Source organism: Alicyclobacillus sp. SO9 (genome assembly GCF_016406125.1).
Lineage (GTDB): Bacteria > Bacillota > Bacilli > Alicyclobacillales > Alicyclobacillaceae > SO9.
In genome coordinates, this window is the sequence record NZ_CP066339.1 from 2038737 (window position 1) to 2059298 (window position 20562).

Sequence of the window (20562 nt, forward strand, 5' to 3'; positions counted from 1 at the left end):
ACCGTCAAATTGCAGTGACAATTACAGAGACTGCTGGTCTTCCTGCGCTTCAACACGGGCAAGCTGCCGTGAATGGTCAGGGCGATGAAAGAAGATAACGGCCAGTACCGAGCTAATAGCGAGAATGGCCAGCAGCCAAAATGCTCCTCGGAAGCTGCCGGTTGAGGTCACCACCCAGCCTGTAATGGTTGGCGCGACAAAGCCGGCAATTGCAAAGAACGTGTCCATCACTCCGAGAGCCGTTCCGGTTCTTTCTCGGGCTACATCGACGTTGATTGCGTAAAAAGTCGAGTTCGCACTCATGCCGAAGGCAACCGCCAGAGAGACAAAGATGAGCGTAACAGCGAGATTGTGGGTGTAAATGACAGGAATGATGCATGCGGCCGCCAGCAATTGCGAAATCCAGATGGGGTGCGAGCGAGCTTTTCGCAAGCTTCCCGTCTTCTTCAAAATCGCATCAGACAAGTATCCAACAGCCCACAAAAGAATAGCTGCCAGTAACCATGGGAGAATGCTGAACAGTCCAATGGACGTCAAGTCTAAATGGTATTGATCGCTCAGAAACGACGGCAGCCAGGTCATAAAGAAGAACAGGTAGTAGCCAAATACAAAAAACGACCAGTCGTTGGCAAGCAAAGTTGGATTGGAAAACAGGAACTTCCACAATCCTCTTACACTGTGGGACTGCTTGCGACGCATGGTTTTCGCGTCTAATTGCCGGCTTTGGAGTTGTCCCTCGCGGATGTGCTTTAGTTCGGCTTCATTGACATGTTTACTGTGTTCTGGAAAGTCTCGAAAGAGGAAGAACCAGAGCGGTACCCAAATGAGACCTAGAATTCCGAGAATGATAAACATACCGCGCCAGGAAGTCTTTAGAATCAATCCGGTAACAATCGGCGCACCAATAGCAAGCGCCAGCGGAACGGCGACGAGAGAGTTTGACAGCGCAATTGCGCGTTCGTTTTTGTGCAGCCAGTCACCAACAGCTCGGTTGATAGCGGGAAAATTCGGACCTTCAGCTACGCCAAGAAGAATGCGCATGACGTAAATCATCGTAAAACTGACGGCAAGGCCTGTGAGGCCAATGGATAAGGACCATAAGAGCGATGAGATGAGAAGAACACTGCGTGCACCGGAACGATCGACCCAAATGCCGCCAAAGAATGTCATAATCATGTAACCAACGCCAAAGGCGCCGAGAATCATCCCGGATTGAGCAGCATTTAAGTGAAACAGCTTTGAGATGTCCGGGATGGCGTACGAAATAGCCGACCTATCAATGTAGTTAATAATGGTGATAGCAAATAACAGACTAATGATGGCCCAGCGGTATTTTGTAGCCGTTTTCATTGTTTCCCTCCTTTGAAAATGTTCCCCTACTTTGGAATATGATTTAATGCATAGAGGTATTTTTACATACTATTCCTAGAATTGGGCGCGGTTGAGCCGATAGTTGTAACAAAAAAGTGAACATTATGAGATGTGTGAAATCGGTTTCTGTGACCTTCCATTACCATTGACCTGTTCTCATATCTATTCATCAGACAGGTTTACAATGCGCCGAAGACTAGTGAAGAATAGTACGATACTTAATTTCGAAAACTTTGACATATCTCTCATCATTCACGTCTGTTGTCTGCTATAGTTGACGTAATGGCAAATAGAAAAATGTGATTTGAGCGGCTCTGGGACGTGCAGGTTGCGAGAGCAGTCGACCAATCGGTTGGTTGATGACGTTGGTGAGCGGCGTGGAAAGCGCTCTCGTTTTCCGTAATTGCTGCGGCTGTTGACGGGAAAATTCGCTCAGCTGTCGGAATTTTTTTCATCGGAAGGGGATGGTGTCTTGCGTATTCTTGTTGTCGTTCCACCGAGTGAAGCGGCTCTTGAACAGGCGCAGCAAATGGCCGGCTTGTTCATGGGGCACGAAATTGAAGTTGCTTCCACTGCACAGGAGCAGAATCGTCGTCTGCCGGAGGCGGACATCCTGATGTCAAACGCCTTTGTGCCCGTGACGGCAGGAAACTTGGCACAAGCAAAAAACTTGCGGTTCATTCAGGTCTTGGGTGTAGGGGTAAATCATATTGATTTAGACGCGGCCAAAGCACAGGGGGTTGTTGTGGCCGATGTAGCTGGTGCAAACTCCGTGAGCGTCGCTGAGCATGTCATCATGTCGCTGCTGTGTTTGTATCGACCGATTGTCGCCAGCCACACAGCTATCCAAAACGGACAGTGGCCGCTGTCGCAGTGGTTCAATCAAGCAGAAGATTTGACAGGGAAAACCATTGGCATTGTGGGTATGGGCAGAATCGGCCGGGAATTGGCTCGCCGGTTGCTGCCTTTTGCTGTCGGAATTGTGTACACGGATGTTGTTCGGCTCACTGAGGCAGAGGAAGCAGAACTCGGCGTCAGCTACGTTGAAAAATCGGATTTGCTCTCCATCAGCGATGCAGTCACATTACATCTTCCTTTTACAGAGGAAACCTATCATTTTATCAATAGTGATGCATTAGCCCTCATGCAGCCCGGCAGTGTTCTCATCAATGCAGCGAGATCTGAGTTGGTGGATGAAGGAGCTCTCGTTGAGGCACTTCATTCCCATCTGCGCGGGGCTGCCCTTGATGTGTTTTCACCAGAGCCGCCAAACCCGGATAACCCGTTGTTTAGCCTGCCAAATGTACTGCTGACCCCGCACGGAGCGGGAACCACCCGGCAGGCTCAAGAGCAAATTGCTGCGCGCGCTCTGCAAAACGTGCTTCGATTTATGGATGGCAGGTCACTCGAAGATGTGGTGGTGGATGCATGAGCACAAATCCAGGCGGACGTATGAACGCAAGAGATGCATTTCATCAGTGGCTCACTGACAGAGGGATTTCGCGGATGTTTGGCAACCCGGGATCGACTGAACTACCGATGCTGGTCGACTGGCCAAAATCGGTGGAGTATGTGCTTGGCTTGCAGGAGAGCGTCGTTGTCGCTATGGCAGACGTGTACGCACAGACAACAGGCATGCCTGCACTGGTGAACCTGCATGCAGCGCAGGGGCTCGGGAATGCAATGGGATCGCTCAGGACAGCCCTGCATAACCACGCACCCATGGTGGTGACGGTCGGACAAGAGGACACAAGGCACCAGATTCTGAATCCGCTTTTGTACGGCGACATGGTCTCCCTCGGGCAACCTGTGGTGAAGTGGGCGTACGAGGTGAAGGAAGCGGCAGATGTCGTCCCGGCCCTGGAGCGAGCCTGGCACTTTGCAGAGGCAGCGCCGGCTGGACCCGTCTTGCTGTCGATTCCCATGAACCTCTGGGATGGGCCTGCAACAAAACTTCCAATCCGGCAGTCTTACACTTACACACGGACGACTGTCAATCCTGAATTTCTCAGCTCAGTGGCGGAGGCATTGTCAGAAGCGACATCACCTGCCTTGGTACTGGGGGGCGGAGTGGCTCGCAGCGATGCGTTTGCAGAGGCTGTTGCATTAGCGGAGCGCCTGCAGTGTCCCGTTTATGGAGCACCGCTTGCGGAACGCATGGGGTTTCCCAACCAGCACCCGCTGTATGAGGGAATGTTGCAACCTGTCTTGCCACTGATTTTGCAAACCCTCGGGCGATACGATGTCGTGGTGGTGATTGGCGCTCCTGTATTTCTGACCTATCCGTACTTGCCTGGTCCTCGCGGGTTGCCGATGCAGGTGTACCACATTGACGACATTGATGTGAACCTGTCAGCTTCTCTGGCACAACATACCTTTCAGTATCCAGTCAAAGGAGCCATCGCGGCTTTGGCAAACCAGGTTGTGGAAGCGAACCACACAAGACCGAACGCGTCTGCGGCTCGCAGAGCCCAGCGGAAATCAGCTGCCATTCGCTCGAAACAGAAGCTGGGCGCAGCTTTCGTCCTTGGGACTGTGTCACGAATGGTTGCGAAAGATACGGTAGTGATTGATGAAGGAATTTCTGCGAGTCCGTTGGTGCGGGAGTATGTCAATGTATTCCAAAGTGCACAGTATTTCAGTGCTTCTACCGGCGGTTTGGGCTGGGGCATTCCTGCAGCAATTGGTGCGGCTCTGGCAAGACCGGGACAGAAGGTGGTGGCGATTGTCGGAGACGGCGCCAGCCTCTATGGTATTCAGGCACTTTGGACGCTGGCGCGTCTGAACCTCCCAGTGGGCGTGATTGTGCTGAACAATCAGCGCTATGCCATCTTGAATGGATTTGGGAAAATGCTCTATCCGAGTCTTGAATCGACGATTCCAGGGATTGAACTCCCGGGGCTGAATCTGGTGAAGATTGCGGAAGGATTCGGTGTGTCTGCATCTCGTATCGATACGGCGGCAGCGCTCGAGTCGGCACTTGAGTCGGCACTTAACGACGGTTGGCGCTTTGATGAAGGAGATGCGGCAGGCGACGCAGGCGCTCAAAGTGGCCAATCTGCCGTAAAACCGTTCCTGTTGGATGTTGCGGTAAGCTCCGAGGATATCTCTCTGATGTAGTTTGACTCGCATAACGCAGAAGTTTTTACTTGATAAGAGAAAGAGGTGGATCCAATGAAAATTTCCATAATTGGTACAGGGAACATCGGTGGAGCATTAACGCGCAGGTTCACTCAGCTTCATCACGATGTTAGGATAGCCAATTCACGCGGTCCAGAATCTTTACGAGAACTAGCATCAGAAACTGGGGCGCTCCCTAGCACCGTCCAAGAAGTGGTTCAGGGTGCCGACGTCATTGTCGTGACGATTCCCGAGAAAAACATACCAAATCTACCGGGTGACCTGTTTGCACAGGTTCCGGCAGACACAGCAGTGATTGATACCGGAAACTATTATCCAAGACAACGGGATGGGAAAATTTCCGAGATTGAAGAAGGGCTGTCGGAAAGTCGTTGGGTGGAACAACACCTCGGCCATGCAGTTATCAAAGTCTTCAATAACATTTACGCCAAACACCTGCTGGAACGCGGGCTTCCCGCAGGAGAACCGGGACGGATTGCACTCCCTGTGGCCGGAGACGATGTGTCAGCCAAGCAAAAAGTGATGGGATTAGTCGAGGAACTTGGCTTCGACGCCGTCGACGCGGGTGGTCTGGATGAATCCTGGCGTCAACAACCTGGATCGCCTTGTTATGGTGCTGATTCGGACGTTGAGGGTTTACGGGAGGCGTTGCGGGCTGCCAGTCCACATCGTACGAGTGACTGGCGCGCCTGACACCCGATGGACACCAGATGCGAATAAGTCGGAAATGAAAGTTGAGTCCGGATAGCGGGGCATGGTATCCGTTTGAATTGAATCGTCGACATCACGTGGATGATGAGCAGATGGGCTGTTTTCAGAGAGAACAGCCCATCTGCTACTTTTCTGGAGCGGATTCCAACGGGTGCTGTGCAAGCAAAGGCTGCAGACCAGTTGCTGGGTGCATGGTTTTCGTGTGGATGAAACCGTCGCGGGCAGTCAGCCTCCCAGTCTTCGCGTGTGTGCTGGTCCCTGCTGCTTGGCGGACGCTGCTGCTTGGCGGTTGCTGGCGCTTGGTGGACGCTGCTGCTTGGCGGACGCTGCTGCTTGGCGGGTGCTGCTGCTTGGTGGGTGCTGCTGCTTGGTGGGTGCTGCTGCTTGGTGGTGGCTGGAGCTTGGTGGTGGCTGGAGCTTGGTGGTGGCTGCCGCTTGGCGGTTGCTGGCGCTTGGTGGTGGCTGGAGCTTGGCGGGTGCTGCCACTTGCTAAGGATCTTTTTGCTCCCTATCGCGTTACTCGCCAAAAAATAGGGATCGATTCGCTCACTATTTCTACAAGGCCATCACAATAATGATCGCATTGATCCCTATCATCCCCGCTCCGCTCTAACACTATGGATATTAGTGTCCTTTCATGACACTAATATCTTGGCCATGCGACATTAGGGATCTTTGAGATCCCAATCTCATCCCACGTCGAACAATAGTGATCATTCGAGTTCCTAACTTCCTAACTTCCTAACTTCCTAACTTCCTAACTTCCTAACTTCCTAACTTCCTGACTCCCTGACTCCCTGACTCCCTGACTCCCTGACTCCCTGACTCCCTGACTCCCTGACTCTCCGCCTCACTGCTCAGTCCTTATTAACGAGACCTGGTCTTACGACGAAAGACCTATCCCACTGCTTTCCCCTGTACATCCTTCGCCGGATTCGCTGAGTTCTGCATCGACCTATGATGGTGACAGACATCAGCGAATGGAGGTTTTTTCAATGTTACAAAAACCCGTTATAGCTATCACAGGAGGTACACGCGGCCTCGGATATGCGTTGGCAAAGGCCCTTCTTGAGGACGGATTTGCAGTATCCGTTTGTGCGAGACGGACGGAAGAAGTGAAGGAGGCTGGCCGTGCATTGTCAGACTATGGGCCGGTTCTAGCGCAACAGGTGGATGTGACGGATGCTGCCGCAACGGAAAATTGGCTGCAATCCACCAAGCGTGAATTCGGCCGCATCGACGGTTTGGTGCACAATGCATCGAGTATTGGCGATGTCCCGATGCCTGTGCTGCAAAACACAACGGCAGCCAATATGCGGCAGGTGCTGGAAGTCAATACAGTGGCTCCAGTCCTGATGACACAGCAGGCATTGCCCATACTCCTCGAACAACCCCGTGCCCTTGTGGTGGCGATTTCCAGTGATGCTGCTGTCGGCGGCTACGAAGGCTGGGGTGTGTATGGTGCCAGTAAGTCAGCGCTGGATTTGATTGCGAAGACATTCGCGTCGGAGTTGGCGGAGAAAAATGTGCAGGTTGTTTCTGTCGATCCCGGTGACATGGACACAGAAATGCACCACGACGCGGCGCCTGCTGACAACGGGTTACCGGCGCCAGCCATGTCAGCCAGCGCCATGATGGCGTTGTTTCGTCCCTTGCGAACCGGTGAGCCTTGGCCAAGCGTGTCAGGGTCACGGTTGTCGGTGCATCATGATGACGGCAAATCGCTGTTGGCTGGGCTGAAGGGAGAGGATGAATGATGGCGTCACTTCGCATGGAATCAAGTGGCATGGAATCAAGTGGCATGGAATCAGGTCGCATGGAACTGAGTGGTATGGAATCAGGTCGCATGGAGTCAGGTCGCATGGAGTCAAGTGGCATCAAATTGAATGGCATGGAATCCAGTCGAATCGAATCACTGCGGGTGGAAGACCTGGACTTCGGTATCGATGTAGGGCAGTATGTGGCGGATCGAACAGCAGAGGCTCGTGGTCTGGCCAGAGATAGCGTAAAGATGCTGGTGGTTCATCGCAGCACTGGACGGCTTCAGGACACACGGTTCAGCAGTTTGCCTGACTTTCTCGAGGCGGGGGACGTCCTGGTTGTCAATTCGTCGGCTACCATTCCTGCTCGGCTGGCGGTGCACTCACAGGGACAACATCATTTCATTCACCTGGCCGCAAGGCTTTCCGCCAATCGTTTTCTCATTGAACGGCGGGGAGGACATGGTGAAGCGGACGCCCGATTCTGGCCAGAAGGAACAGCGATAACCGTCCTTGGCGGAGACGTGAACGGACGGCCTGCAGCAAGCTGCAGGGTGAACCGCAGGTTTCATCCCAACAGTCGACTCTGGGAAGTGGAGGCGGATGAAGACCTGTATCAGCTTGCGCCTTCTATTGGATCGCCGATTCGGTATGATTACGTCAAACAAGACACCACCGCGGGGGATTATAGGACCATTTTTGCGAGAATAGCGGGATCGTCGGAAATGCCCTCAGCAAGCCGCCCGTTCACCAAACCTATTCTGCGCCAACTTGCCCGGCGAGGCGTCAAAGTGGCTTCCATCACCCTTCATACCAGCGTATCCAGTCATGAAGTCGAAACAGATTTGTCACAGCATCCCGTCTTGCCGGAATGGTATCAGGTTTCGGAACAGTCTGCCACTGTCATCAACCGGGCAAAAGCCAACGGCAACCGCATTATCGCTGTCGGTACGACGGCAGTTCGGGCAATCGAGAGTTCCGTGGATGCAAGTGGGAAAGTGATGCCACAACAAGGCTGGACGACGCACCTTGTCACGCCGTCGACGAAACCGAAGGTAGTGACTTCCCTAGTCACGGGCATGCACGACAACCATACGAGTCACCTGGCACTGATGTATGCCTTTATCCTCCCGGATACACTGCGGCAGGCCTATCGTGTGGCGGCTGACCACGGGTACTTGTGGCATGAGTTTGGCGATATCTCTTTAATCCTGTGAGTCAGTACGCAACGTGCTGGGAAACAACAATGGAAAGCGGGGGGTGACTCCCGGGTGAAATGGGAACGTGTCAATCACATCCAAGGCGTTTGGCTTGAAATAAGACACCCGTGTTGCATGGTGCGGCGGTGTCTTATTTTTTGATGCCTGTCAACCCTTTTCAATTTGCATCTTTTTGCGATAATGGACAATATAGAACATTTGTTCTGTAATAGGTTGTGTCATGGACGGGTATATAACTACTCTGGTTAAAACTGAATTGCATGCTGAGACGGACGCACGAAACTCAAAAAACTGGGCGGAGGCGACAAGAATGCGGATACTGCACACGGCAGATTGGCATTTCGGCAAGACGCTGGAAGGCCGGAATCGAATAGCAGAACAAGCTGAATTTGTGGATGAGTTGATAACCCTATGTGAAAAAGAAGCGGTCGATCTCGTTCTTATGGCAGGAGATGTCTACCAAACTGTCAACCCGAGCGCTGAAGCGGAGGCGTTGTTTTACCGGGCGTTGGACGGCCTGTCCGCAGGCGGTGCCCGTGGTGTCGTTGTGATTGCCGGGAACCACGACAATGCACAGCGGATTAATGCGGCAGGTCCGTTGGCTGACAAAGCAGGCATTACGCTGCTGGGATTGCCAAAAGACTCGGTTGCGCTGACGTCGCAAACAGCGACAGAGAGGGGGGTGTCTGAACTGGAACAACGGGTTGAGCGTGTCGACGGCGGTGTCGGGTTCGTCGAACTCAAAATACCCGGATGCAAGGAGAGTGCGGTCGTTGCGGCGGTTCCGTACCCGTCCGAGGGGCGGCTCAATGAGGTACTGTCAGAGACGCTTGATGAAGAGCAAATGCAACAGAGTTACAACAAGCGCATTGGGGAGTTGTTTCAGGAACTGGCGGGTCATTTTCGGGACGATACGGTCAATCTCTTGATGAGTCATCTGTATGTGAACGGCGGCATTGAATCCGAGTCCGAAGTACAGATTCAAATTGGCGGTGCATACGCCGTTTCACCTGATGTGTTTCCACAGGCAGCTCATTACGTTGCATTGGGCCACTTGCATCGACCCCAGGATGTGAAGGGGGCTAAGGTGCCTGTGAGGTATTCGGGATCGCCGCTTGCATACAGTTTTTCCGAGGAAGGCCAGAAAAAATCTGTAACCCTCATTGACGCATTGCCCGGACAGCCTGTGTCCATTCGGGAGGTTTCATTACAAAGCGGTAAACCGCTGGTGGAATGGAATGCGACCGAGGGGATTGCACAAGTAGAACAGTGGGTAGCTGATGGACGGGACGGCAACGCCTGGATTGACCTGAAGGTTCATGTGCAGACGGGGCTGGATTTGGAGAACATTCATTACTTACGCGATTTGCACCCAGGTTTCGTACATATTCATCCGATACTGCCGGTTGCAGACGGAGACACGGAAACAAGCTCTGAGGAAAACAGGGACAGGCCGTCTGTTGACGAGATGTTTCGCAGGTTCTTTGAAGAACGCACCGGCGGGGCTCAGGCGGACGACGAGTTGGTGGAACTGTTCCTCAGTCTGGTTGCGGAAGAAGAAGCGGACGCCGCGTCCAATGCAGATGACGGTCAAGGTGATGACGGTGACACCCGTCAGGGCCACTCTGATAAAACCGACGATAGCCATAAAACAGAGGACTCCAAGGAGGTTGGCGCATGAAGCCGATGAGACTGACGATTTCAGGTTTGAACAGTTTCCGTGAGCAGCAGGAAATTGACTTTAGCCAACTGACTGAGCTTGGTATGTTCGGTATTTTTGGTCCAACAGGGAGCGGGAAGTCATCGATTCTGGATGCCATTACACTGGCCCTCTACGGAAACGTGGAACGTGCGGGGCGTCACACCCAAGGCATTCTCAATCAGGCGGAGAAGAAGCTGGACATTGCTTTTGACTTTGAAATCGGATTGGCTTTGGACCGCAAACGGTACCGTGTGGAGCGGGTTTATAAAAGGGGGGCTGGGGAGTATTCTGTGCAACACCAGTCCAGCCGTCTGTTGCAACTTGAGCATCAGGGTGAAACCGATTATGGACTGGTCATGATTGCCGAAAACCAGCGGGAGGTCAACCAAGCCGTCCTCCGAATTGTGGGTTTGCAGCAAGATGACTTTACGAGAGCCGTTGTACTGCCGCAGGGAAAGTTCGCGGAGTTTTTGCAACTGACCGGAAAGACGCGAAACGAAATGATGGAGCGGCTATTCGGCCTGGAGAAGTTTGGACAATCTCTGTCAAACAGGGCTAACCGCCGGGCCAAGGACACCACTGCGAAGAGAGAAAACATAGAAACTGCGCAAAGAGAGCTTGGAGACGCGTCGGAAGCAGCTGTAAATGAGGCCGAACGGGTACTGGAAACACGAAAGAGTGAGTTGGAGCAGGCTGATAAGAATTGGCGTACCGCTCAGAACCGTTTAAAAGACTTTGAGCAAATCCGTGATTTCATGACGCAATTGGACGGAATGAGAACAGAGTTGAACGGCTTGTATGACAAAACAGACGAAATAGAGGTCATTCGGCAGGCTTTACAGCGACACGACGAAGCTGTCATCCTGTGGCCGAAGGTACAGAGCTGGCAAGAGGCAGAGGCTGCCGTAGAGCTTGCGCAAAAGGCGGTGGAAGGTGCCCGAACTGCGGCACAAGAGGCGAAACAGAGGCTGGATAAGGCCGTTTTGGAACGCGATGCTGTCGAAAAACAAGCTGCAGAACTGGAGCCAGAGCTGAACAAACAAAAGGTTTTGCTGCACGAGGCCAAGACTCTCGAAACAGAACTGGGCAAATCCACTGCCGACCTGGACAAAGCCAAGCAGGCATACGAAACGGTTGTAAGACAGAACCAAGCTGCGGTCAACATGCGGGACAAGGCCAGACATGAGGCAGCAGGTCTCGAAGCGCAAATGGATGGCGCACAACAGCAAGAAACCCTGCACAGGATTTCACCTGAAAGACGGCAACGCCTTTCCAACCTGGGCACTGCAGAGCAGGTCTGGATTTCTGCAGTGAGACGGGAAACGGATGCGCGGGACAAGCTGATCGTACGACAGCAGCAGTGGGATAAGGCACAGGCGGGAGTGAAGAAGTGGTCTGATGAAGAGCAAAGGCTTGTTGCTCAGGAAGGGTCCGTCCAAACAGAAGCAGACCGTTTGGAAAAGAGCGCGCCCGCCTTTAGCATACAGGTGCTGCAGGACTTTCTGCAGTGGCGTTCGCAGGCGGAAACGCGGCTGGAGACGCTCGCGAAAGTGGCAGGGGAAGCGACTGAGGTCCGTAGACAAATTGCTGAAGCCGAACAAACGTGTAGTGATGAAACAGAACGGGTTGGCGCGTTGACAGAAACCCGTGACAACAGCAAAAAAGAGTTGGACAAACTGCAATCGGAGTATGAAACATACATGGCTACCAATGAGTTTGAGTGGATTAGGCGGTTGCAGGCGCGTGTGCGCAACGGGGAGCCGTGTCCAGTCTGTGGTGCAACGGATCATCCGGATTTGTCGTCGCATTTGAATCGGGACGAAGCAACTACAAAAGCCGGATGGTCCACAGAGCAGGCAAATGCTCTCAGGCTGACAGAGGCGGCGTACAATCAACACAGTGATGAACTGCACAAAGCAGAAATCGCGTTGACCCAGGCCGCGTCAGTGCTTGAGTTTCGAAGAGAGAACTTGAAACAAAAGGAACAGGAACTGACTGATGTTCTGGCAGGTCTCTCTGCATACTGGACTCCTGACATTGAGAGAATGATGTCTTGTAAAGTCCCAGCAACACAGCAGGAATGGGAATCGTTCCTGAAGGCGTTCGATGCGTCGATGTCTCGGTTGCAGAAGCAAAACCAGGAGTGGGAGAAAGAGAAGCAAGCTGTTGAGGAGCGTGCAGCAAACCTTAAGGAACAGATGCAGGAGGCTCGGCATCAGCTCAGTCTGGCACAGACTCGGGAAAAGACTGCACAAGGTGAGGCCGCAGTGCAGCAAAGGGAAGTGGAAGCCGCCGCAGATGAAAAGACAAAGGCTGTAGACACGCTCTTTCAGGTGTTGCGCCAACTGGACGTCGAGCCAGCGTTGGAGTCGGCACCGGAAACGGCAGATGAGACGCTGAAGCGGCTCATTGAAAACACACGCACAGAAGCTGCAAATCATGATAAATTAGCGGGCGAAGCAAGGGAGACTATGCAGAAGTTGGCGCCACAGCTTGCGCAACTGCGGAGTACTCTGCGCGAACAAGAGGAGGCAGTCGGCCAAACGGATCGGGAGGTTACAAAGCTTCAATCGACCATCGCGGCTCTGCAGCAAAAGGTCACGGCACAGACTGAGCAACTCCGGGGATACACGGGAGGATTGTCGGTGGCTGACGCCATGACGAAGGTAGAATCGCAACTGCAGGAACTGAAAACCACGATGGAGCGCGTACAGACCCTTGTAAAATCTGCCGAGGACGGCTATTCGACGACCAGCCAGTCCGTTACAAAGGCTGAAGCAGCAGTGGAAGAGAAGACAGCCACTCTGCGGAACTATGAGCGGCAGTTGACGGATGCGCTATCCGAATCGAACTTTGCGACTGTTGACGCGCTGCGTGATGCACGCTTGGATGAGGGAGATGTACAAGAGCGCACGAATACCGTAAAGACGTATGACAAAACCGTCGAGGAATACCAGACGCGCAGCAAAGACTTGGAGACGAAGCTGGCCGGTCGGTCTGTTGATGCAGAGGCAATGGAACGCGTGAAGCAGGATGCAAAGACTGCGGATACGGTATATAGGCGTTGTCTAGAAGCCCACGGGGCGGCCAAGGAAAGCTACAGTGCGTTGTTGACGCGCAAAGCACGCTGGCAGGAGCTAGAGCAGCAGCGCCTGGAAGTGGATGGATTGGCTCGCCGGCTGGATGTCCTTACGAAAGTGCTCAGAGGGAATGCCTTTGTTCGCTACGTTGCGAAGGAGCAGATGGAGCTCGTCGCACGCCAGGCCTCAAACCGGCTGGCCCATCTCACACACGGACGGTACGCGTTGACCTTCAATGACGATGGAGATTTCTTGATGCGGGATATTCACAATGGTGGCCAGACCCGACCTGTCAACACACTGTCTGGAGGCGAGACTTTCCTCACTTCCTTGTCCCTGGCCTTGGCGTTGTCCTCTCACATTCAGCTGCGCGGGGAGCACCCGCTGGAATTCTTCTTCCTTGATGAAGGATTTGGTACGCTCGATCCCGATTTGCTCGACGTCGTCATCTCCTCCATGGAATCCTTGAATCTGGAGCGGATGTCCATCGGTCTCATTAGCCATGTCCCCGAGTTACGGCAGAGAATGCAGCGGCGCTTGATTGTAGAGCCGGCTTTGCCAGCCGGACGAGGGACAGTGGTGCGCATGGAGAAGGCGTAGGGCTGCTTTCAGCAGTCCCGTCTTCTTTTCGATGCCGTTGCTCAAATTGAACTCTCTGTAAAAAGGGATGAAATGATAGATGAGTAGATAATTGGTAAACAAAACTGTTAAGACATCTAGACGCGTAATGCACAGTAGTGTTCAAGAACCGAGATGCCGAAGCTAAATAAGCTGATAATAAGGAATGTTTTGCGTTGGCACGAAACTTGCGCTTGTGCTTACTGAGAAACGCATGCTGACATGAGGAGGGGTGCGCCAAGAGTAAGGTAAAAAATTAAAAAGTGAAAGTGGGAATCAGATGAAAACTGAAGTGATGATATCATTAAGTATTTATATGATTGCTATGATTCTCATCGGCGTTTGGTCTTACAGGAGAACTTCCACCCTGTCCGATTATATGTTAGGCGGGCGGGAGTTGGGCCCCGCGGTGACGGCCCTGTCTGCTGGAGCGTCTGACATGAGCGGTTGGTTGGTAATGGGGTTGCCAGGGGCAATGTATTTATCAGGTATTTCAAGCCTATGGCTGCCCATTGGCCTTACTATCGGCGCCTATTTCAATTACTTGTTACTTGCGCCGAGGTTGCGCATCTACACAGAACTTGCCAATGATTCCATTACCATTCCAGACTATCTGGAAAATCGCTTTGAAGATGGTAAGAGTATGTTACGCCTGGTATCCGGTATTGTGATTTTTGTCTTCTTTATCTTCTACACGTCCTCCGGTATGGTGTCAGGCGGGACTCTTTTCAAGAGCGCTTTCGGACTAAACTATAACTTGGGCTTGGTAATTACCGGCGGAGTGGTTTTAATCTACACCATGTTTGGCGGCTTTTTGGCAGTCAGCACGACCGACTTCGTGCAAGGAGCGATTATGTTCATCGCCCTCATTCTTGTTCCCATCGTCGCGTTTACGCATATTGGGAGCCTGCCGCCGATTATCCACGACCTCCACAGTGTCAATCCGTCTTTATTAAACCTATTCACTGGTACTTCTTTTCTTGGTGTTGTAGGTCTTCTGGCTTGGGGACTAGGATACTTCGGACAGCCGCACATCATTGTTCGGTTCATGGCTATTAAGTCTGTAGGAGATTTAAAAACAGCCAGACGTATCGGTATAGGTTGGATGATTACTACACTTTTAGGTGCATCGGCTGTCGGGCTCATTGGTATTTCGTATTTCCTGCACCATGGCGGCCCTTTACAAAACCCTGAGACCGTTTTTGTTCAATTTTCTAATATCCTGTTTAATCCCCTTATTACAGGTTTCATTCTAGCCGCTATGCTTGCCGCCATTATGAGCACAATTTCTTCACAGCTTCTGGTAACAGCCAGTGCAGTGACCGAAGACTTCTATAAGACGTTTCTTCGTAGAAAGGCATCCCAAAAGGAATTAGTATTCATAGGCCGCCTTGCGGTGTTCCTTGTGGCCGTCATCGCTCTGGCAATCTCGCTCAATCCCAACAACACAATTTTGAGTCTCGTCAGCCACGCCTGGGCAGGATTTGGTTCATCCTTTGGATCCGTTATCCTTGTCAGTCTCTTCTGGAAGCGCATGACAAAATGGGGGGCCCTAGCCGGCATGGTGGTTGGAGGATCAACAGTGATTCTCTGGCTTCAAGCCGGTCTATCCAAAACTTTGTATGAAATGGTGCCTGGATTTGCGATGAGTCTCGTTGCTGTCTACGTCATCAGTTTAATGACTGCGGCACCTGACAGAACTGTTGTCAAAAAATTCGAGGATGTCGAAACAAAGCTCGGTTTATAGGTTTACAGCCATGGACCAATTCTAGCGCCAATTTTGTGGATACTGTCACTTGCATGATACACTCTATGGAGCATAATGACCTAGTCTAATTGAAATCCGGGAGGGCTATCATCGTGAGTGATGTACGGTACGTAACGAATATCATTGTATATGAAGACGGGCATGTTGACGTGATTTGGGATTCCTCTGTGTCAGATGAGGACTGTTATAGAGCATTAAAGCAGGTCACGGACGATATGGAAGCGGCCTTGGGACACAATCAACCGCCGACACCGCCGAAGAACACGCCGCCTACAATCAGACGACTCAAGTAGGGCAGTATTGAGGCGAACCTCAAACGGTGAGTCCTAAACGCGGGAACAATGCAAGCCGGTTTTCGACACTGACATCTGTAAATGTAACTGTATTTGAAACATTTTTGGCGACAGTCTGGCATGGTGACAGGGCATCTTGGGCCCTGGGCCGCACTGTCGCCTTGTTCTTGACTTTGCTCGTTCTTGGCATTATCAGCCGTTTTTCATTACGACCGACTGGAAGTTCAGTACGTCGGAATGCGGTAAAGTGTTGAACGATACAATCGTGAAAAACTCCGCTAGAACCTGCTTTAAGCGCTCGTCTGTGAAGAAGGAAAAGAACCGCTTTGGTTCGCACCTGTCGTCTTCCCGTACCCCTTCCGAATTACGACCACCGTATACGCCCATGTAGAACAGTCCGCCAGGTTTCAGCACACGTTGAATCCCGCTGAGGACTGTTCTCAGCTCGCTTTTTGGAATATGCAAAAGACAATTCAGTGCCCACAGGGCATCAAATGAGTTGTCCGCAAATGTCAGGTGTGAAAAATCCATTACTTGCGCATTCAGTCCCTTCGCTTTGCACAACACAATCATGTTTGGCGACATGTCTACGCAATTCACTTCCAGACCCTCGTTCTGAAAGAATTTTGCATCGTGACCTGGACCGGACCCAATTTCCAGCAGGCTCTGATAACTGTGTGCTCTGATAAAATTGAGAAATTTATCGCGCTCTTCTATTTTCCACGCTTGGCGCTCCGACCGGTCACGTTCGCTGGCTTGGCGGTCATAGGCTGCTATTAAGTCATCTTTCAGTGACGATAAGTCTTCCATCTGTTCGCTCCTTTGTATTGAATGGCGTTCGCTTTTGGTTGGTGAATCGCATGCGACTGTCACCTCAATGCGTCTCCGGCACTTTCGTCTAAGAGAATGGTACACTAGTTTGATAACAAAAGAACAGCGAGGTTGTCGAACAGATACTATCGCTAAAGCTCTGCTTATGGACAGTTCGGATGGGTCATTTAAGTAGATTATAGGATGGAGGACGCACCTGTGCAGACAGTCTACTTCATAGGAATAGACTTGGCCTTCTCGGCGAAAAACAACTCCGGCGTCTCTATTCTTTCCGCTATACAGCCAAACACCGGCAGGCGGGATACGGTTTTGCAGGGGTTGACCTACATTGGTTCTCGGTTGTGCAAAACGGATGAGGAGATAGGGGAGTTCGTCCTTCCTTATTTAATCCCTGGCAATTGCGCAGTGGCTGTAGATGCACCGCTGGTCGTCCCGAACAAAACAGGCATGCGTCCCTGTGAACGGGGGATTGCGAGAGTGTTTGGAAGTAGACAATGTACTGCTTACCCAGGGCATCAGGGGAACATGGCAGGGACACGGGGACCACAACTGCTGTCGTACCTTGAATCTCTAGGTGTTCCGATTGTTGCTAATCCTCGGATGGAACAGCACCCTGATGCCGTTCATTTCATGGAGACGTACCCGCATGCTGCGCATTTAGCCATGTTCGAATTACCAACGGTATGGAAGTACAAGAAGAAACCTGGACGGTCCTGGGATTTGTGCCGCAGTGAATTAATCGAATACTGGCGACGGATAGGTGCTCTGATGCCTGCAGTGACTTCACAAATGCAGAGGTTGTCAGGCCTGGCGGACACAGATCCGCTTTTGCAACGCATTGCTCCTTGGCTGCGGGCTATTGAAGGCGGCATTCTGAAAAGTGTTCAACCGCCAGAAATCATTGGGAAGCGATATAAGGAATTTGAGGACCTGACAGACGGCCTGTTTTGTGCTTACATGGCTGGTCACATCTATGCGGGTAAACCGGCACTTCTTTTCAGTCCGAAAAGTAACGGGTCAACCGACTTACAGCAGTACAAGGATGGAGATGACTTTATCGTTGTTCCGTCTCTGTGAGCCTGTGACGAGGTTTGTGATTGTGGGTGTCGCGTCGTATGTTTCCTCCTCGTAATTAGGAGTTGCAGCCGCATGTAAAGTGAGATAGGATGCAAAGACACGTGAACTTCAGCGTAGGTAATTGCTAATTTGCTTGGGAGGTGAACCAAAGCTGTTTGAGGCTTTGGATGAATATGAAAATCGCTGATGGAGTTGAAATGCTTCAATTGCAAATGAACATGATGGGGAATACGAGTACCATCAATCCGACCCTGTTGTACGACGAAAACCATGCTGTGTTGGTGGATGTGGGTATGCCTGGTGAACTGGACGCACTAAAGGCTGCGGTGGAACAGGCGGGAGTGCCTTTCAATCGGATTGACGGGGTGATTTTGACGCACCAGGATCTCGATCACGTTGGCGGCATTCAAGACGTCCTGCAAGCCCTCGACAAGCCTGTCGAGGTTTACGCGCATCCGGAAGACCAACCCTACATTGAAGGTGACAAAGAACCCATCAAAATGACCCGGGAAAATGTGGACCAATTGCTCGAACGCCTGCCGCAAGAGGTTCACGAACAGGTCAAGACATTATTCTCGAACCTTCCTACCGCAAAGGTAACTGAGACTGTCTACGATGGTGAGGTTCTGCCCCTGTTTGGCGGAGTACAAGTAATTTATACACCGGGTCACACGCCAGGCCATATCAGCCTCTATCACCAACCGTCCAAAACGCTGATTGCGGGGGATGCAACGGTGAGCGAGAACGGGAAAATTATAGGTCCAAACCCGCAAGCAACTCTGGAGATGCCAATTGCCCTGGATTCGGAAAAGAAGTTTGCAATGCTCGATATCTCGAAGGCTATTTGCTATCACGGAGGCCTGTGTGAGAGCAATGTGAATGAACAGTTCCGTCAACGCAGTGAAAACTAGTCAGCAGACGGCCCTTTAGATACGTGTTGCGTAAACTGACGCGGATCTGCAGGAGAGGCCTGTGCCCGTTGCAGCAGCTGTAAGATTCGTTGTTTATGTCTTCGTATCAGAAACTTTCCTAGTGTATCGGACGCCCGCGGAAAGAACTGCGGGCGTTTAGTATTTTCATAGACTGTCGCTCATACCAAGTCCCTGCCTCCATCATAGGATGTAGCAAATCTAGTAAAGATGGAGGTGACTAGAATGAGTTCAAATGTCAAGACTGCAGTTGACTGGAAACTAGGCCGATTATCAGTGGCACGACTGCGTCGGGCTAGGGTCCGCCAGGCTTTTCCTATTGTCTATCCCAATATCGCTAAGGGTCAGTCCGTGTTTACGAGGTCGTTCACGGCCAGCGGATTTGTGGTGCTGGATGTCCAACTTCCAGCGGGTCCTACGAGAACGATTCCGACCGTAACTTACCAGGTGGTGAATGCCGTTACACTGGCACCGCTAAGCCCTGCTATCACAAGAAAAGGTACTCGTTTTGTAGTTTTGCCGTTCTTTAGCAACGATGGGTTACGACATACCGTCAAATTGAAAATGAAGAACAACGGCACAGGTTCCGTCGCGCTGTACGGAGCTCTCTTGGCAAACTAGCACTGGAACATTTGCCAACACAACCAACGGAGCTCGTCCAGTCGCGACGATGCTCCGTTACCTGTTGCCTGGATTTCCACGAACCACTCCTTCACGATACAATGATATCAACCAGTTCTACATATACGAGTGGGGTGAAGTATGTGGACAAGCAGTGGTCGGGTGACGACGAGTCGTTGGCACCTGAGGTGAGAGAGCGTATGCGAGCGGAGCAGCGTAAGGCCGAAGCGAAACTTTGGCCAGAATTGGAGTTTCCTTTGTCTCTTCCGGAGGCACTGATGAGGTTGACCAAGAATGAGCTGTCGGACATCCGTTCGACGCTCAGCGTTCCTAATGCAAGTTCACTTAACAAGCAAGACCTAGTCAATTTGCTGAAAACCGAGATTCCTGTACGTGTGTCTCGCATCTTGGGTCTGCTGGATGAAGACAGATACGGCGTATTAAAACGGATTGCGACTGCGGGTGGAAAGGCTTATGTCGACCTTCACCCATTTAAATACGAGTACTTTAAGCTGCGAGGTCTTGCATTCACAGGAACCGTTGATGGAAAACGCACTGTGGTTATGCCAATCGAGGTTTTGGAGGCGTTTCGAACCCTTGATTCTCCGCGGCTTCGTGCTACGGTTCGCCAAAATACGGAATGGCTTCAGTTATCGCAAGGCCTGCTGTTTTACTACGGTTATGTGTCGAAACCAGAACTGATACAAATGGTCGAAAACTATACGGGTACACAAATCGATGCCTACGACTATTTTGTGTTAATGTACGAATCGATGGCCTTTGGCTACAATATGGAGCTCTCTGTGGACGGATTTAAACACGAAGACGTTGCGAATGTCGATGAAGTTTTGCACGAACATGAATTTCGACCAAATTTGCCGTTCTATCCTTTCACGAAGTCCCAGTTGCTTCGAGCTGGCGTGCCCGGCTTCGTGGATGAAAATCCTGCCTACAAAGCGCTTGTAAGCTTTCTAAGAAACAGCTTTGGCATGGATATGGCGGAAGCAGAAGATGAAGCAGAATTTTGCGTATACGAAATTCAACATGAGGAGTCTCTTGCGCATATTGTTCAGGACCTCTCGCAGGTGTTAGAGATCCCCAGTATGGAAGTTGTCCAAAAGTTTATGGAGCATCTAGTCCGCTTGCACAATCATACAAGACTATGGTTCCTAAAGGGGCATACACCAACAGAGTTGGCGCCAGAAGGCAACGCTTCGGGTCTGCTGCCGGACTCCAACGCTGCTCACACCGGCAAAGTTGTCAAAATGCCTGTTAGAAGCACCAAGGTTGGGCGGAATGAACCGTGTCCTTGCGGCAGCGGTAAGAAGTATAAAAAATGCTGTGGTAGATAAGTTGGAAAGGCGTTTTGTGATGGGGCGGTATTCAGTGTACACTAGTCGGCGTATACGCTTACAGACGCGGACGCGGTTTAGTTCGGCC

16 protein-coding genes are annotated in these 20562 nt (G+C 51.6%); 14 read left to right on the forward strand and 2 right to left on the reverse strand.

Features of this window, described 5'->3' with window-relative positions; translation table 11 throughout:
* Positions 1-21 precede the first annotated feature (21 nt).
* Entirely contained in the window at positions 22-1350 is a 1329-nt protein-coding gene (locus GI364_RS09145) for an MFS transporter (RefSeq protein WP_198853300.1), read from the reverse strand.
* A 493-nt stretch (positions 1351-1843) separates the two neighbouring features.
* Here GI364_RS09145 and GI364_RS09150 point away from each other — a divergent pair, with 493 nt between their 5' ends.
* The 10 genes from GI364_RS09150 (at position 1844) to GI364_RS09195 (ending at position 15664) form a co-directional block, all read left to right on the forward strand.
* Complete coding sequence (locus tag GI364_RS09150) at positions 1844-2803, forward strand: 2-hydroxyacid dehydrogenase (RefSeq protein WP_198853301.1); 960 nt, start codon at positions 1844-1846, stop codon at positions 2801-2803.
* Complete coding sequence (locus tag GI364_RS09155; protein WP_198853302.1) at positions 2800-4491, forward strand: thiamine pyrophosphate-dependent enzyme; 1692 nt, start codon at positions 2800-2802, stop codon at positions 4489-4491. Before GI364_RS09150 ends, GI364_RS09155 begins: the two co-directional genes overlap by 4 nt.
* A 45-nt stretch (positions 4492-4536) precedes the next feature.
* Positions 4537-5205: an NADPH-dependent F420 reductase gene (locus GI364_RS09160; RefSeq protein WP_304503175.1), complete on the forward strand. Its 669-nt coding sequence runs from the start codon at positions 4537-4539 to the stop codon at positions 5203-5205.
* A 41-nt stretch (positions 5206-5246) separates the two neighbouring features.
* Positions 5247-5798 carry a hypothetical protein gene (locus GI364_RS09165; protein ID WP_198853304.1) on the forward strand — a complete coding sequence of 184 codons (552 nt, stop codon included), beginning with the start codon at positions 5247-5249 and terminating at the stop codon, positions 5796-5798.
* A gap of 420 nt (positions 5799-6218) precedes the next feature.
* On the forward strand, positions 6219-6980 hold the full coding sequence (locus tag GI364_RS09170) for an SDR family NAD(P)-dependent oxidoreductase (protein ID WP_198853305.1): 762 nt from the start codon (positions 6219-6221) through the stop codon (positions 6978-6980).
* A complete protein-coding gene (locus tag GI364_RS09175; RefSeq protein ID WP_198853306.1) occupies positions 6977-8200 on the forward strand; it encodes an S-adenosylmethionine:tRNA ribosyltransferase-isomerase in 1224 nt (407 codons plus the stop codon). Before GI364_RS09170 ends, GI364_RS09175 begins: the two co-directional genes overlap by 4 nt.
* 313 nt (positions 8201-8513) lie before the next feature.
* Positions 8514-9884: an exonuclease SbcCD subunit D gene (locus tag GI364_RS09180; RefSeq protein ID WP_198853307.1), complete on the forward strand. Its 1371-nt coding sequence runs from the start codon at positions 8514-8516 to the stop codon at positions 9882-9884.
* Entirely contained in the window at positions 9881-13585 is a 3705-nt protein-coding gene (locus tag GI364_RS09185) for an AAA family ATPase (protein ID WP_198853308.1), read from the forward strand. The genes GI364_RS09180 and GI364_RS09185 overlap by 4 nt, the downstream gene beginning before the upstream one ends.
* Before the next feature lie 298 nt (positions 13586-13883).
* On the forward strand, positions 13884-15350 hold the full coding sequence (putP, locus tag GI364_RS09190) for a sodium/proline symporter PutP (RefSeq protein WP_198853309.1): 1467 nt from the start codon (positions 13884-13886) through the stop codon (positions 15348-15350).
* 113 nt (positions 15351-15463) lie between these two features.
* Positions 15464-15664 carry a hypothetical protein gene (locus GI364_RS09195; RefSeq protein ID WP_198853310.1) on the forward strand — a complete coding sequence of 67 codons (201 nt, stop codon included), beginning with the start codon at positions 15464-15466 and terminating at the stop codon, positions 15662-15664.
* Between the two features lie 192 nt (positions 15665-15856).
* Here GI364_RS09195 and GI364_RS09200 read toward each other — a convergent pair whose 3' ends face one another.
* Positions 15857-16474, reverse strand: a complete 618-nt coding sequence (locus tag GI364_RS09200; protein WP_198853311.1) for a class I SAM-dependent methyltransferase — start codon at positions 16472-16474, stop codon at positions 15857-15859.
* Between the two features lie 219 nt (positions 16475-16693).
* Here GI364_RS09200 and GI364_RS09205 point away from each other — a divergent pair, with 219 nt between their 5' ends.
* From GI364_RS09205 to GI364_RS09220, 4 genes are all read left to right on the forward strand, one after another.
* Positions 16694-17572, forward strand: coding sequence for a DUF429 domain-containing protein (locus tag GI364_RS09205; protein WP_198853312.1), 879 nt, complete (start codon positions 16694-16696; stop codon positions 17570-17572).
* Between the two features lie 167 nt (positions 17573-17739).
* The gene (locus GI364_RS09210) at positions 17740-18483 is read left to right on the forward strand and encodes an MBL fold metallo-hydrolase (RefSeq protein WP_233096080.1); all 744 of its coding nucleotides are present in this window, start codon (positions 17740-17742) and stop codon (positions 18481-18483) included.
* A gap of 243 nt (positions 18484-18726) precedes the next feature.
* Positions 18727-19122, forward strand: a complete 396-nt coding sequence (locus tag GI364_RS09215; RefSeq protein ID WP_198853313.1) for a hypothetical protein — start codon at positions 18727-18729, stop codon at positions 19120-19122.
* A gap of 143 nt (positions 19123-19265) precedes the next feature.
* Positions 19266-20474: an SEC-C metal-binding domain-containing protein gene (locus GI364_RS09220; RefSeq protein WP_198853314.1), complete on the forward strand. Its 1209-nt coding sequence runs from the start codon at positions 19266-19268 to the stop codon at positions 20472-20474.
* Positions 20475-20562: the final 88 nt, after the last annotated feature.

Excerpts from the sequence above, each read along its gene's own strand:
- GI364_RS09200 (WP_198853311.1), bottom strand. The coding sequence starts at position 16,474 with ATGGAAGACTTATCGTCACTGAAAGATGACTTAATAGCAGCCTATGAC.
- GI364_RS09210 (WP_233096080.1), top strand. The coding sequence starts at position 17,740 with ATGAATATGAAAATCGCTGATGGAGTTGAAATGCTTCAATTGCAAATG.
- GI364_RS09155 (WP_198853302.1), top strand. The coding sequence starts at position 2,800 with ATGAGCACAAATCCAGGCGGACGTATGAACGCAAGAGATGCATTTCAT.
- GI364_RS09180 (WP_198853307.1), top strand. The coding sequence starts at position 8,514 with ATGCGGATACTGCACACGGCAGATTGGCATTTCGGCAAGACGCTGGAA.
- GI364_RS09185 (WP_198853308.1), top strand. The coding sequence starts at position 9,881 with ATGAAGCCGATGAGACTGACGATTTCAGGTTTGAACAGTTTCCGTGAG.
- GI364_RS09215 (WP_198853313.1), top strand. The coding sequence starts at position 18,727 with ATGAGTTCAAATGTCAAGACTGCAGTTGACTGGAAACTAGGCCGATTA.
- GI364_RS09175 (WP_198853306.1), top strand. The coding sequence starts at position 6,977 with ATGATGGCGTCACTTCGCATGGAATCAAGTGGCATGGAATCAAGTGGC.
- GI364_RS09170 (WP_198853305.1), top strand. The coding sequence starts at position 6,219 with ATGTTACAAAAACCCGTTATAGCTATCACAGGAGGTACACGCGGCCTC.
- GI364_RS09145 (WP_198853300.1), bottom strand. The coding sequence starts at position 1,350 with ATGAAAACGGCTACAAAATACCGCTGGGCCATCATTAGTCTGTTATTT.
- putP (WP_198853309.1), top strand. The coding sequence starts at position 13,884 with ATGAAAACTGAAGTGATGATATCATTAAGTATTTATATGATTGCTATG.